This window comes from Niveibacterium sp. COAC-50 (genome assembly GCF_013184235.1).
GTDB lineage: Bacteria > Pseudomonadota > Gammaproteobacteria > Burkholderiales > Rhodocyclaceae > Niveibacterium > Niveibacterium microcysteis.
Genome location: NZ_JABCJM010000001.1, coordinates 359,495 through 372,812 on the forward strand (window position 1 = coordinate 359,495; position 13,318 = coordinate 372,812).

General features: G+C 65.8%; 15 protein-coding genes. 6 read left to right on the forward strand and 9 right to left on the reverse strand.

Features of this window, described 5'->3' with window-relative positions; all coding sequences use genetic code 11:
• Nucleotides 1-94: 94 nt before the first annotated feature.
• A complete protein-coding gene (scpB, locus tag HH302_RS01565) occupies nucleotides 95-874 on the reverse strand; it encodes a methylmalonyl-CoA decarboxylase (RefSeq protein WP_172197177.1) in 780 nt (259 codons plus the stop codon).
• A gap of 154 nt (nucleotides 875-1,028) precedes the next feature.
• On the opposite strand from scpB, the gene HH302_RS01570 reads away from it, so the two are divergent.
• Nucleotides 1,029-1,796, forward strand: a complete 768-nt coding sequence (locus tag HH302_RS01570) for an N-acetylmuramoyl-L-alanine amidase (RefSeq protein ID WP_172197180.1) — start codon at nucleotides 1,029-1,031, stop codon at nucleotides 1,794-1,796.
• Here the strand turns inward: HH302_RS01570 and HH302_RS01575 are convergent.
• Entirely contained in the window at nucleotides 1,793-2,362 is a 570-nt protein-coding gene (locus HH302_RS01575) for a flavin reductase family protein (protein ID WP_172197183.1), read from the reverse strand. The genes HH302_RS01570 and HH302_RS01575 overlap by 4 nt on opposite strands.
• Nucleotides 2,363-2,441: 79 nt before the next feature.
• On the opposite strand from HH302_RS01575, the gene HH302_RS01580 reads away from it, so the two are divergent.
• A complete protein-coding gene (locus HH302_RS01580; protein WP_253945977.1) occupies nucleotides 2,442-3,383 on the forward strand; it encodes an EamA family transporter in 942 nt (313 codons plus the stop codon).
• Here HH302_RS01580 and HH302_RS01585 read toward each other — a convergent pair.
• From HH302_RS01585 to HH302_RS01610, 6 genes are all read right to left on the reverse strand, one after another.
• Nucleotides 3,331-4,209 carry a Rossmann-like and DUF2520 domain-containing protein gene (locus tag HH302_RS01585; RefSeq protein ID WP_172197186.1) on the reverse strand — a complete coding sequence of 293 codons (879 nt, stop codon included), beginning with the start codon at nucleotides 4,207-4,209 and terminating at the stop codon, nucleotides 3,331-3,333. The two genes, HH302_RS01580 and HH302_RS01585, sit on opposite strands and share 53 nt — an antisense overlap.
• Nucleotides 4,209-4,799: an RluA family pseudouridine synthase gene (locus tag HH302_RS01590; RefSeq protein WP_172200615.1), complete on the reverse strand. Its 591-nt coding sequence runs from the start codon at nucleotides 4,797-4,799 to the stop codon at nucleotides 4,209-4,211. Before HH302_RS01590 ends, HH302_RS01585 begins: the two co-directional genes overlap by 1 nt.
• 144 nt (nucleotides 4,800-4,943) lie before the next feature.
• Entirely contained in the window at nucleotides 4,944-5,420 is a 477-nt protein-coding gene (locus HH302_RS01595) for a cache domain-containing protein (RefSeq protein WP_172197189.1), read from the reverse strand.
• An 89-nt stretch (nucleotides 5,421-5,509) separates the two neighbouring features.
• Nucleotides 5,510-5,911, reverse strand: a complete 402-nt coding sequence (locus HH302_RS01600) for a hypothetical protein (protein ID WP_172197192.1) — start codon at nucleotides 5,909-5,911, stop codon at nucleotides 5,510-5,512.
• 166 nt (nucleotides 5,912-6,077) lie between these two features.
• Nucleotides 6,078-6,926, reverse strand: a complete 849-nt coding sequence (locus tag HH302_RS01605; protein WP_172197195.1) for a transglutaminase-like cysteine peptidase — start codon at nucleotides 6,924-6,926, stop codon at nucleotides 6,078-6,080.
• Nucleotides 6,923-7,153 (reverse strand): DUF350 domain-containing protein, encoded by a 231-nt coding sequence (locus HH302_RS01610; RefSeq protein WP_172197198.1) that lies wholly within the window; start codon nucleotides 7,151-7,153, stop codon nucleotides 6,923-6,925. The genes HH302_RS01605 and HH302_RS01610 overlap by 4 nt, the downstream gene beginning before the upstream one ends.
• Before the next feature lie 288 nt (nucleotides 7,154-7,441).
• Here HH302_RS01610 and HH302_RS01615 point away from each other — a divergent pair, with 288 nt between their 5' ends.
• The 4 genes from HH302_RS01615 to HH302_RS01630 all read left to right on the forward strand — a co-directional run bounded on the left by HH302_RS01615 (nucleotide 7,442) and on the right by HH302_RS01630 (nucleotide 12,477).
• Complete coding sequence (locus HH302_RS01615) at nucleotides 7,442-8,212, forward strand: ABC transporter substrate-binding protein (RefSeq protein ID WP_172197201.1); 771 nt, start codon at nucleotides 7,442-7,444, stop codon at nucleotides 8,210-8,212.
• 142 nt (nucleotides 8,213-8,354) lie between these two features.
• Nucleotides 8,355-9,638, forward strand: coding sequence for an acetyl-CoA C-acetyltransferase (locus tag HH302_RS01620; protein ID WP_172197204.1), 1,284 nt, complete (start codon nucleotides 8,355-8,357; stop codon nucleotides 9,636-9,638).
• A gap of 5 nt (nucleotides 9,639-9,643) precedes the next feature.
• Nucleotides 9,644-10,987 carry a 3-oxoacyl-ACP reductase gene (locus tag HH302_RS01625; protein ID WP_172197207.1) on the forward strand — a complete coding sequence of 448 codons (1,344 nt, stop codon included), beginning with the start codon at nucleotides 9,644-9,646 and terminating at the stop codon, nucleotides 10,985-10,987.
• Between the two features lie 158 nt (nucleotides 10,988-11,145).
• A complete protein-coding gene (locus HH302_RS01630; protein ID WP_172197210.1) occupies nucleotides 11,146-12,477 on the forward strand; it encodes a hypothetical protein in 1,332 nt (443 codons plus the stop codon).
• Here HH302_RS01630 and HH302_RS01635 read toward each other — a convergent pair.
• Nucleotides 12,464-13,309: an SAM-dependent methyltransferase gene (locus tag HH302_RS01635; protein WP_172197213.1), complete on the reverse strand. Its 846-nt coding sequence runs from the start codon at nucleotides 13,307-13,309 to the stop codon at nucleotides 12,464-12,466. The two genes, HH302_RS01630 and HH302_RS01635, sit on opposite strands and share 14 nt — an antisense overlap.
• Nucleotides 13,310-13,318 lie beyond the last annotated feature (9 nt).

Sequence of the window (13,318 nt, forward strand, 5' to 3'; positions counted from 1 at the left end):
CGGACACCGCTGCCCGCTCAACACGCATGGTAGCGGGCGGATTGGCGCGCACCAATCCGCCACCGCACGGGGAGGCAGTGCCGCGTTCGTCGCGCTACTTGCCCACAAAGACCGGCTTGCGCTTTTCGCGGAAGGCGTCCAGGCCCTCCTGGTAGTCGTGGCTGTCGTAGACGGTACGCCGCAGGGCCTGCACCCGTTCGAAGAGTTCGGGCGAGATCGAGTGGGCGCCGGCGAGCAGGCGGATTTCTTCCTTCATGGCGGCGATCGACAGCGGCGAATTCGCTGCGATAGCGCGGGCCATGTCGGCGACACGGGCGTCGATTTCGGCGGCGTCGCAGATCGCGTTGATCATGCCGAGGTTGAAGGCCTGGCGCGCCGGGATCGGCCGTGCGGTGAACAGCATCTCGCGTAGTACCGGGTGCGGCACCATGTTCATCAGCGTCAGCACGCCGCCAAGGTTGTAGGGCACGCCAAGCTTTGCCGGGGTAATTGCGAAACTCGCTTCGGTCGTGGCGACCAGGATGTCGCAGGCGAGCGCGACCTCGCAGCCGCCACCCCAAACCGAGCCTTCGATGTGGGCGATCACCGGCGCGGGCGATTCCTGTATCGCGCGGATCACCACGCGCAGCGGATCGCCCCAGCCGAGCGGGTCACGCCCGCGGTCCGGCAATTCGCTGACGTCGTGCCCGGCTGACCAGACGCGGCAGCCGGCAGGCGCGCGCAAGATGATCACGCGGGCGCCGCTGGCATTGAAGTGCTCGATCGCGCCGAGCATTTCGTCGATCAGTTCCATGCTCAGCGCATTGCGCTTTTCGACATGGTTCATCACCAGCGTGCCGATCGAATCGGCGAATTCGGTTTCGATGAGAGGCATGCGGGGCTCCGATGGCGTGCGCGTCGTGGCGACGAATGCCCCCTAGGATCGGCGTGCTGCCATGCAGGGGTACTGACCCAACGCAAGCCCCTGGTGCGCCTCGACGTTGGCCGCGTACTTGGCCGCGGCGTTGGCTTGTCGCACCATTCGCCCGATGAACCTGTGCATTGATCGAATCCACGCTTGGCGCGCCTGGCTTGCGGCACCGCTTGCCGCGGGGGCGCTTGTTGCCTGCACGCCTGCGTTCAAGGCGGGCCCGCTGGCTGACGAGGTCCGCCCGTCGCCCAATTACGGCGCGCGGCGGGTCAGTCTCGTCGTGATCCACCACACCTCCAATGGCAGCGCGCTACCGGCGCTGCGAACGCTGACGAACCCCTTGTCCGAGGTGAGTGCGCACTACCTCATCACGCGTGAGGGCCGCATCGTGCAACTGGTGGAGGAGGGCGAGCGTGCGTGGCATGCCGGTCGCTCGCGCTGGGGTTCGATCAACGACGTGAACTCGGCATCGATCGGCATCGAACTCGACAACGATGGCGTCGAGCCCTACGGCGAGGCACTGATGGCGGCGCTGTATCGCTTGCTGGCGGATCTGCGCGCACGTCACCAACTCACTGCACTGGCCTTTGTCGGCCATGCCGACGTCGCCCCCGGTCGCAAGGTTGATCCCTCCGCGCTGTTCCCGTGGCGGGACATGGCTCAGCGCGGATTCGGCCTGTGGTGCGATGCGCCGTATCCGGAGCCGGCTGCTGGCTTCGATGTGGCGTTGGGCTTGCAGGCGATCGGTTACGACCTCGGCGCGCCCGACGCGGCCGCGTGGTCCTTCGGGCTGCATTACGGTGGCCGGCGAGGGGGGCTGGCCGAACTCGATCCGGCCCATGTTGCTTGCGTCGCCGCCGCAGCGCGGGCCGCGGGCGCGCCTTAGTCGCTGCCCACCTGAAGCGAGTCGCCGGTAGCGTAGAACTGCCCGCCCGCCACGTAGTGCAACGTGCGCAGGTTCGGATCGGTGGCCTCGTCGAACAGCCAGTGGCCGTCGCGGAACACACGCGCATCCGCCGCGGCCGCGACGACCTCGCCGAGGAAGAGGTCATAAGCCTGCTCATTGTGCGGTTCGCGAATCACGCGGCATTCAAGCCAGCCCACGCAACCGGCTACGCGGGGTGCTGCAACCACGGCGGATGGCAGCGTGGCCAAACCGAGTGCGTCGAATTTGTCGCCATCGCGCCCGCTGCGGCCGCCCGCGGCAATCACCTGTGCAGCGATGCCGCGCGCAGGGATATTCAGCACGAACTCGCCCGAAGCTTCGACGAGGCCGCGGGTGAAGGTCTGCTTGTCGATCACGACGGCCACCTTGGGCGGCGAGAAGTCCAGCGGCATCGCCCAGGCCGCCGCCATCACGTTGCGCTGATCGCCGTGCGCGCTGCTGACGAGCGTGACCGGGCCGTGGTTGAGCATTCGGTAGGCTTTGGCGAGATCGACAGGGATGATCATGGTGGCTGCTTACGCGGCTAAATCGCCATTGTCGCGGATCACGAGCGGCGACTGATACACCGCCGACATTCTTGGCGCGATGCGGGCGCCTAGACTGTGGGCGACCTTCTTTGCGGTGCTACCGATGCCGGCCTCTCACCTGTTGCTCGCCCTTGCCGTGGTGTTCGTGTGGGGCACCAATTTCGTCGTGATCAAGCTCGGGTTGCACGAGTTGCCGCCCTTCCTGTTTGCGGCGATGCGGTTTCTGCTCTCTGCGGTGCCGCTGGTGTTCCTGCTCAAGCGCCCCGCGGTGCCGTGGAGCAAGCTGGCGGCCTTTGGCGTACTGCTCGGTGTGGGGCAGTTCGGTCTGCTGTTTCTCGCGATGCAGCACGACATTTCGCCGGGCTTGGCGTCACTGGTAATCCAGTCGCAGGTCTTCTTCACGATCGGCCTTGCGCGTTGGCAACGCGGCGAGCGCTTGCGGCGCGAGCAGGGCGTTGCGCTCGCCCTCGCGCTGGCCGGCATCGGGGTGATCGCGGTGCATGTCACCGGCGTGCCGGGGGCGGCGGTAACCGCCACCGGGCTGGCGCTGGTATTGGGTGCGGCGCTCGGCTGGGCGGGTGCCAACACCGTCGCGCGCAGCGTTGGCCGCGTCGATGTGCTCGCCTTCATGGCGTGGTCCAGCCTGTTCGCGGTGCCGCCGCTGTTTGCGCTGAGCGCTGCGGTCGAGGGGCCGGCGTTGATGTCGCAAGCCTTGACCGAGGCCTCCTGGGTGGCGTGGGCTGCGGTGCTGTGGCAGGCGGTCGGCAATACGCTGTTTGGCTACGGCGTGTGGAACTGGCTGCTGGCGCGCCATCCGGCCGCGGTGGTCACGCCCAGCGCCCTGTTGGTCCCCGTGTTCGGCATGGGTGCGGCGAGCTTGCTCGCCGGCGAAACGTTGCCGGCCTGGAAACTCCTGGCGGCTGCGTTGGTGATGACCGGACTGGCGATCAACCTGTTCGGCGATCGTTTGCTGCAGCTGCTTCGAGGTCGTCCGGGCTGAGGCGGCCACCCGGCGGCGTGAGCGTCAGTGCCATGCGCGACAGCGCGCGGTAGACCTCGCCCAGCGGAGCGTCGACCGCCGCAGTGGCGGCCCATTCCGCCAGCACGGTATCGCGATCGTCGCGCGCAACCGGGCCGGTCAAGGCGGCACGCGGCCCGACGCGATCGAGGTTCGCAAAGGTGCCTTCGACCAGCGGACGTAAAGCAGGCCACGCCGCGTCGCGCGGCACGCCGGCCGCTTCCATGCTGCGCAGCGCCGCCTCCATCAGTGCGACAAGGTGGTTACAGGCGAGTACGGCGCCGGCGTGATAGAGCAACTTTCCGGCGGGGTCGATCGCAAAGCGCCGCGCGCCGATGGCGTCGAACATCGGGCCGAACACGGCCAGCGCGGCTTCGTCGCCCTCGCAGCCGCAGGCGGTGCCCGCGAAGTCTGCAACGGCTTGGTCCGGGCTGGCGAAGCTTCGCAACGGGTGCAGGCTTGCGATGGCGCAGCCGGCTTCACGCAGTGGCGTGAGTGCGCTGCTGGGCAAGGCGCCGCTGCAGTGAAACACGATGCTGCCTGGCGGCATCTGGCAAGCGAGCGCTGCCGCGACCTGCGCGATGGCGTCGTCCGGCGTAGCGATCAGCGTGATCGCGGCGGGGCGCAGCGATTTGAAAGCGACGGGCTCGCCAGCGCCGACGAACGCTTGCGTCGCACGGGCGGGTTCTTCGGCACAGTCAATCAGTTGGGCAACACGCACCAGCCCATGTGTGTGCAGCAGCCGAGTGATGCTGCGGCCCAGGCGCCCGCAACCGACGAGGTTGAAGTCCGGCGGGGTGTCCGGCATCAGAACGGCGCCTCGCTGCGCAAGTTGAGCCGCTCCCCGCTTGTCGGGTGCGGCAGGCTGAGCGCGGCGGCGTGCAGCAACAGGCGCGGCGCCGCGTCGCGATCGGCGGGCAGGGCGTAAAGTGGATCGCCGAGGATTGCGTGACCGATTTCGGCCAGATGAACCCGCAACTGGTGAGATCGCCCCGTCACCGGCTCGAGTTCCAGGCGCGAGCGGCCACCTTCGCGCGCAAGCACCCGCCAGCGGGTCAGTGAGGGCTTGCCAAGCGCGTGGTCCACTTTCTGGCGCGGCCGATTTGGCCAGTCGCAAATTAAGGGCAGGTCGACCGAACCGGCATCCGCGTCGGGGTCTCCGGCCACGACGGCGATGTAGCGCTTTTCCACCGCGCGCCCCTGGAAAGCAAGGCTTAGCGTGCGATGGTGTGCGGCGCCGCGCGCCATCACGATCAGGCCCGAAGTGGCGAGATCCAGCCGATGCACGATGAGGGCTTCCGGATACGCTGCCTGCACGCGGCTCGCCAGGCTGTCCTGCATCGCATCGCCGCGCCCCGGCACCGAGAGCAGGCCCGCAGGCTTGTTCAGCACGATCATCGTGTCGTCGGCGAAGACGATGTCGAGGCCGCAGTGCGGCGGTGGGTGGTACGGAATCTGATGCGACACGAGAGCGGCGGCGTACGGGCGAGAGCCGGACTCTACCGCAGTTGCGGCGGCGCGGCCGGCGCCGCCGGGTTGGCCTTACTTGCCCAGGTTGTAGATGCCGCTACCAATGAATGCGTCCATGCCGGGGATGCGTTTCACGTACGCGCTCTTCTTCTCAAGCGCCTTGGTCTGCGGATGCGGCCAGTCGTAGTCGATCCAGCCTTCGCCCTTGCTGCGGGTCATTTCGACCATGTCGCGGATCAGCATCTTGCCGTCAGCGGTCTTCAGGTCAATCAGGTTGGTATTGCGAAGCTTCGGGTTCGCGCCGTGGGCGATGTTCTTGCCGGTGAAGTCGTACGCGAAGAGGTAGAGGTCGCGATCGTGCCAAGGCTTGCTGCCGGGCGTGCTGAAGTCGGTGAAGGCGGCGTCCGGTCCGGCACTTTTGATGTGGGCCAGCGCCTTGTCGACGAGGGCTTTTGCCTCCTCGCGACTCGCCTTCTCCTCTGCAATCGCTGCGGTATTGGCCGTGAGGGCGACCAGGCCTGCGATCAGGATGTTGCGAAAGATCTTCATTTCCCCTCCTTTGTGGAACGTTGTGCGGAGCCCGCTGGGCTCTGCCGCGTTAACGGCCGTTCCGGGGAAATGCGTAGCGTATCGTTGTGTCAGAACCCCAGCTTGCGCAGCACATGGCGACCGCGCGCCGCGAAGGCGGTGTCGGGCATGCCCAGCTCGTAGATGCTGCCCGATTCCGTCTCGATGCGTTTGCTCAGCGGATCGTAGGCGACGATGGGGGTCGTGCTGCCGCGGTGGCTTCGCAGCACCGCACCGATCACGCCGGCGGCGTCGGTCATCTGCACATTGCGTTCTTCGGTGGTCAGCCACCAGCCGCTGATCCGGCCGCGTACGCGGTGTTGCGACAGGTGAGTGGCGCCAGGGGGCAACACCTGCGGTACGCCGTCGGCAGCGTGGGGGGCGGGTTGAACGACTTCTTCCATCTGAGCCAGCAGATGGTCGATGCCCTCGATGAAGTTAGTCTCCACCTGGGCCTGCATTGCCTCGGTCATGGTTATGCCTTTGGAATAGTTTTAAGGGCGCAGTCAGAATACCCGTTCGGCATGCCTTGGCAAGGCCTAGGGAAAACCCTAGAACCGGTACTGTCGCACGGTGCGCTGCGAAATATGGGCACCCGCCCCATTTCGGTGCGGAACGGAGGCGTTGCGGCGTCGGCGCTTAGCTGCCCGAAGCCGCGTTCGCGCCAGACGCGACCGGGCGCTCAAAGCGTGCGCCAAGCAGCCAGTGAGAGCCTGTGTAATCCACGGTTGCACCGCCTGTGTTCTGCCACCAGCGTTCGCGGTCGAACATCTCACGTGGCACGTATTCCGGATGCAGGCTCGCGAGGGGGTAGGACCAATGCCGCGTGCGCCGCTTGCGGGTGGCTTCGAGCAGCCAGGTCTGCTCGTTTTCTCGAACCACCACCCAGGCATGGCCGCCACCATTCGTCGTGCCGAGCACGACGCGGGCGTCCTTGCCGAGCCCGATCAGCCAGTCAGCGAGGGCGATCGCGTGGTCTTCACAGTCGCCACGAGGATTGCCCATCGACTCGCGCGAGGTCTGCCACATCTCGCGCACGCCGTACTGTTGCGGGTCCTCGACATAGGTCTTGCGATGCGCAATCACGTACAGCGGCACCCACGGCTCCGCGTTCGGCATCGGCACGAAGCCCTCGAGGAAGTGATTGACGAAGTGGTGGTGCCGATCGGTCCCTGGTGCAACGGTGGTGACAGGGGCGCCGCCCACAGTGAAGTGGTAGGGCAGCCAGCGATCCGGCCCCTGGTGGCGCGCAACGGTGCGGTCGAGTTGTTGCTCATGCACCTGTTTGCCGTTGCTCAGCCGCACCACCGCATCGGTGCTGGCGGATGCCTTACCTTGCTGAGTTGCCGCTCGCCAGTCGATCCGCCAATCAGGTTCGATGACCAGCGGCACATCGCTGCGGCCGTAGGCGCCAATCGCAACCAATGCACAGGCGAGGCCGCTTAGCAGCAGGAGCGGGCGGTGGGCGCCCGGCTTGCCGGTGGTCATCCGCGCAACCCGAAGGAGAGCAGCACCGCAATGAACAGCAGCATCGTCGAGGCGAAGATCGCGACCGCGATGTTGCCCTTCTTGAGTTCTTCCTCGAAGTCGAGCGACTTGAGCAGCACGCTGTCGACGAAGCGCAGACCAACGACCCCTGCGATCAGACCCAGCACGGCGTGCAGCAGGTTCATGCCCAGATTGAAGGCGGTGGCGGTGATGAAATCAGGAGTCATGAGGTTCTCTGGTGGGCGAGGAAAACGCGGCGAGTCTAGCCGCCGCCCATCCCAGGGCGCGTGCGGTCTGCCACGCTGGGGGCTCGGAGCATGTTAAAGCGGCCGTTGGAGGTGCCGTTAAGCCGGAATGCTGTAACGGCAGTCCGGCCGCTACAGGCTTGCTTCTGCAGCGACGACTGCGATGGGCGGGACGCTGGGGACACGGGAGGGATATGTCGGGTGCGCGCCATATGCTGCTAAGCAGGGGCCTGTGTTGTCGTGCGAATCGGCAGACATGGACTCGCGCCAATGGCTGAATGGATGACAGTCCGCTCGCTCGGCCTGACGGCCCTGTTCGGCGGCCTCGCGCTATCCGCTGATGTGTGCGCCGACGATGTCCTGACGCTGTATTTCAACGAACGGCCGCCCTTCAATTCGACCGACCCGTCTGGCAAGGTGAGTGGCCTGACCGCGACACCGGCTGTCGCGGCCCTGCGCCGCGCCGCTATTCCATTCCGCTGGGAAGCAACGCCGTTGGCGCGGCAGTTCGCGCTGATCGAGCGTGGCGACACCTATGCATGCGCGGTGGGTCTCTACCGCAACCCCCAACGTGAGTTGGTGGGAAAACTCTCCGCGCCGCTTTATCGCGATCGCGGCATGGTTGCAATCGCAAGAGCCGGCCTCGGGCTGCAGGATGGCGCCAGCTTTGCCGAACTGCTGCGCAACCGGCGCTTGCGCATGCTCTACAAGACCGGGTTGACCTACGGTTCGAGCGTGTCGCGCTTGATCCAGCAAACACCCCCTGTGGTGGAGATGGTGTCGGTCGAAACCCCGGTGATGGTGCAGATGATCAGGGCCGAGCGTGCCGATTGGATGTTGGCGGCCGAGGAGGAGGCCGACTACCTGATCGCGCAGGCTGGTGTGCCGCCTGCATCGGTGACGGTTGTGCATTTCCGGGACCTGCCCGGTGGCGAAACGCGCCATTTGTTTTGCACCCGTGCCGTGCCTGACGCATTGCTGGAAAGGATCAACGCCGCGCTGGCTGACGCTGCGCGCACAACGACCGGCGAACGCCCCTGAGCCCGCCGCAAGGGAAACCACTGCCTTGACCGGCTTCCGTACGGCTGCGTACAGTGCCGGCCAATGCGACGGCCATCTGCCCGTCGCCCGCGTTCCATATCGCCTGGCGTGCGCATCACGCCGCCCTTGAAAGGACTACGCCATGCCGACTGCGCTGCCGCGCCGTGTCGCGATCGTGGGTGCAAACCGCATCCCGTTCGCCCGCTCGAATACTGCCTACGCTCAGCTCACCAACAAGACCATGCTGACGGACACGCTGCGCGGCCTGGTCGAGAAGCTCCATCTGCAGGGCGAACTGCTCGGCGAAGTCGTCGGTGGCGCGGTGATGAAGCATTCCCGTGACTGGAACATGGTGCGGGAATGCGTGCTGTCCTCCGGATTGAGTCCGAATACCCCGGCCTTTGACGTGCAACAGGCCTGTGGCACCGGGCTGGAGGCAGCGATCCTCGTCGCGAACAAGATTGCGCTCGGACAGATCGAAGCCGGTATCGCCTGCGGTGTGGATACCACGTCGGACGCGCCGGTGGCGGTCAACCGTGGCCTGCAACGTGCGCTGATGGATCTCAACGCGGCGAAAACCACCAGCGCCAAGCTCAAGCACCTGATGCGTGCGATCAACCCGAAGCATCTCGTGCCAGAACTGCCCGCCAACGCCGAGCCGCGCACCGGCAAGTCGATGGGGCAGCACGCCGAAATCACGGCAAAGCGCTACGGCATTAGCCGCGAAGCGCAGGATGCGCTGGCGCTGGCCAGTCACCAGAACCTTGCGCGTGCCTACGACGAGGGTTTCTTCGACGACCTGGTGATGCCGTACCACGGCCTCAAGCGCGACAACAACCTGCGGCCCGACTCCTCACTCGAGAAGCTCGCCAAACTGGCGCCGGCCTTCGATCGCAACGGTGGCACGATCACCGCGGCGAACGCGTCCCCGCTGACCGATGGCGCCTCGGCCGTGCTGCTGGCGAGCGAGGAATGGGCGCAGAAGAAAGGCCTGCCCATCCTTGCCTACCTCGTCACCGGTGAGGTCGCGGCCGTCGATTTCATTGATGAGCGCGAAGGCCTGCTGATGGCGCCGGCCTACGCCATTCCGCGCATGCTCGCGCGCCTTGGCTTGACGCTGCAGGACTTCGATTTCTACGAGATTCACGAAGCCTTCGCGGCGGTGGTGCTATGCACCCTGGCCGCGTGGGAGAGCGACGAGTTCTGCCGCACGAAGCTGGGCTTGCCGGGCGCGCTTGGCAGCATCGACCGCAGCCGCCTCAATGTGAAGGGCAGCTCGATCGCGGCCGGCCATCCGTTCGCCGCGACCGGCGGCCGTGTTGTCGCCACGCTCGCGAAGCTGCTCGCCGAGAAGGGTTCGGGGCGCGGCTTGATCTCGATCTGCGCGGCGGGCGGGCAGGGTGTCACCGCCATCCTGGAGCGCTGATATCCATGGCTGACCTGCTGCTGCGCCTCGCCAACGATCGCCGCACCGCTGGCCTGATCCGCAGGCTGGGTTTGCCGACCCCGGTGCGTCTGGCACGCGCGCCCGGAGGCTATGACGCTCAGCCTTTGGCTGGGCGCGTGGTGGTGTGCGGTGCGGCGCCCGGCGGCATCGCGCAGGCGGCGCTCCGGCAGGAAGCCGAATGCGCTGGGGCAAGCTGCACGCTCGAACTGGCGGAGGGTCAAAGCGCGGATACCTTGCTGTTCGACGCTACGGGCTGCCATACCCCAGCGGACTTGGCGGCATTGCACGCGTTCTTCGCGCCCAAGCTGCGGCGGCTTGCGCGCAACGCGCGCGTACTGGTGGTCTCGCGTGATCCGGCGGCGCTGGATGATCCGGTGGCCGCAGCGGCTGCGCGCGGCATTGAAGGTTTCGTCCGCGCGCTCGGCAAGGAGATCGGGCGCCGCGGTGCGACGGCCAACCTCGCGCGGCTGGCGCCTGGCGCGGAGACACAACTCGCCGGACTGGTGCGCTTCTGCGGTGGGCCGCGCTGTACTTACGTGTCCGGGCAGGTGTTCCGGCTGGCGCCCGCTGCTGTGACCGAATCGGGAGCGTGCCAGCTTGCCGGCAAGGTCGCGCTGGTTACGGGTGCAGCGCGCGGGATTGGTGCGGCGACCGCTCAGCGCCTGGCGGAGGAGGGCGCGCGCGTGGTCTGCATCGATGTCGCTGCGGCACGCGATGCCTTGTACGAAACCGCAACCCGGGTCGGCGGACTACCGCTGGTGCTCGATATTGCCACGCCGGATGCGCCCGCCACGCTGGCGGCCTTCCTGCGCGACAAGACGGGCGGCGTTGACGTGGTCGTTCATAACGCCGGCATCACCCGCGACAAGACGCTTGCCAACATGAAGCCCGAGCTTTGGGATGGCGTGATGGCGGTGAATTTCGCCGCGATAGCGGCCATCGATGCGGCCTTGCTGGCGGGCGAGGTCTTGCACGATGCCGGCCGCATCGTGTGCCTGTCGTCGGTCAGCGGCGTGGCGGGCAACTTCGGGCAGACCAACTACGCAACCAGCAAGGCGGCGCTGATCGGCTATGTCACAGCGCAGGCGCCACGGCTTGCTCCACGTGGCATCACGATCAACGCAGTGGCGCCGGGCTTCATCGAAACGCCGATGACCGCGAAGATTCCGCTGATGACACGCGAAGCCGGGCGACGCCTCAATGCGTTGTCGCAGGGCGGTTTGCCGCGCGACGTGGCGGAGTTGATCACCTTCCTTGCCTTGCCCGCCAGCGGTGGTTTGAGCGGCAACACGATTCGCGTTTGTGGGCTCGCCCTGATCGGCGCCTGAGGGGCTTTCGATTGTCGGCGCCAGGCGACAGCTTGCGTTGGCAGGCGTTGACCCGGATCGTGGCGGGTCAAATGTGTCAGCGGAAACGGTAGTCGAATTGTCCGAAATAGTCCTACACTGGGCGACTTTGGACCTTCGGCACCCGCTGCGGATCGGTGATGAAGCGACGTATTCGCAACCTTGCACGCAAAACGATGAGGCTCGCCGCCGGCTTGTTGCCGCGCAGCTCACGCAATGCTTTGTTGCGCAACGCTGTGCGATGCGAAGAGACGCCGCCGGACAATCTGGTCTTCAAGCTCGCTGAGACGCGGGAGGAGCTGGAGGCCTGCTTCAAGCTGCTGCACGAGGCCTATGTCGGCGCCGGCTTCATGCAGCCAGACGAATCGGGCATGCGTGTCACGCTCTACCACGCGCTGCCCACGACGACCACACTGCTCGCGAAGTACGACGATCAAGTCGTTGGCACGATTTCGCTGATCCGCGAAAGCGCACTTGGCTTCCCGCTTCAGCGGATTTTCGATATCGATGCGATCCGTGCCGAAGGCGGCAATATCGCCGAAGTTTCTGCGCTCGCGGTGCATAAGCGCTTCCGCATGCGAGGCGGTCTGGTGCTGTTCCCGCTGATGAAGTTCATGCGCGAATACGCGGTGAAGTACTTCGATACGCGCCACCTGGTGATCGCGGTGAACCCGCGCCATATTCCGATGTACGAGGGCTTGCTGTGCTTCCGGCGCCTGCGGCAGAACCCGGTGAGCCACTACGACTTCGTCAATGGCGCACCTGCCGTGGGCGCGCATCTCGATCTGAAGAAGATGCCGGAGCTCTACCGGCGTGCCTACGCGCACCAGCCACCGTCGAAGAACCTGCATCGCTACTTCCTTGAGCTCAAGCTCAAGCACTTCCAGTTCCCGGACAAGCGTTTCTTCACCACCAACGACCCGGTGATGACGCCGGAGCTGATCAACTACTTCTTCAATCAACGTACCGACGCTTTCCGCCGCGCCAGCCAGCGCGAAAAGGTGCTGCTGCACGGCATCTACGACTTGCCCGCGTACAAGGCCTACCTGCCGCCGCTGCCGGATGATTCATTCCGCACCGAGCTCAAACGGCGTCAGCACCAGCGCTTCTCGGTAATGTGCCCGGCCGGTTTCCATGTTCGCCAGCCCGACGGGCAGCGCTCGCGCGTCTATCCGATGCGGGTCATCGAATGCTCGCGCACTGGCTTCCGTGCGCAGTGCGAGGAATCGATCCCGCTCGATGCCGAGGGGGTGGCTTTCGTCGAACTCGGCGAGGCCGATCGTTGCATGTTGCGCGCGCGGGTGTTGCGGCATGGCCGCAGCAGCGATGCGATTGCGATGTTCAAGCTTGTCGAGCCGGATCCGGTCTGGCTCAAGTTCGTGCGCGCCCTGCGCATGGCGCGCACGCATGACGAACTGGGCGACGCGACCCAGTTCCTCAGCGAGTCGCGGCCCCTGTCTACGCCGACTTAGCAGCAGCGGCGGGCACGAAGAACCGCTCGCCAAGCTCTTCCAGCCCCAGCGTCTGCAGAATCTCCTGCAGGCGTTCGCTTGGGCGATTGCGCGGCAGATTCTTGTCGCTGGCGATGATCAGCTCGTTCTTCATCGAGTGTTCCCAGCCGACCAGCTCAGTCACGTTCACCTGATAGCCATGTGCTTCCAGTTGCAGGCAACGCAACACATTGGTGACCTGGCTGCCAAATTCGCGCGTGTGGATCGGGTGGCGCCACAGTTCGGTCAGCGGTGACTTGAGCGCGCGCCCCTTGTTTTTGCGCAGCACCGCGGCCACCTCGGCCTGGCAGCAAGGCACCAGCACGATGTGGCGCGCACGCTTGGCGAGGGCAAAGCGGATCGCGTCATCAGTGGCGGTGTTGCAGGCGTGCAGCGCAGTGACGACGTCGATGCGCGCCGGCAGCGCGGTCGAAGTGATCGAATCCGCCACCGACAGGTTGAGGAAATGCATCCCGCCAAAGCCCAACTGCGCCGCCAGCTCGCGCGAACGTGTCACCAGTTCGTCGCGCGTTTCGATGCCCCAGACGGTGCCTTGCGGTGCGGCTTCCTTGAAGAACAGGTCGTACAGGATGAAGCCGAGATAGGATTTGCCCGCCCCGTGGTCCACCAGGTTCACGTCCGCATGGCTGCCGAGTACATCCTGCAGAAGCGGTTCGATGAAGTGGTACAGGTGGTAGACCTGCTTGAGCTTGCGCCGGCTGTCCTGGTTCATCTTGCCGTCGCGAGTCAGGATATGGAGTTCCTTCAACAGTTCGACGGATTGGCCGGGGCGGACTTCGTAGGTCTTGTTCATGGCTGTGCG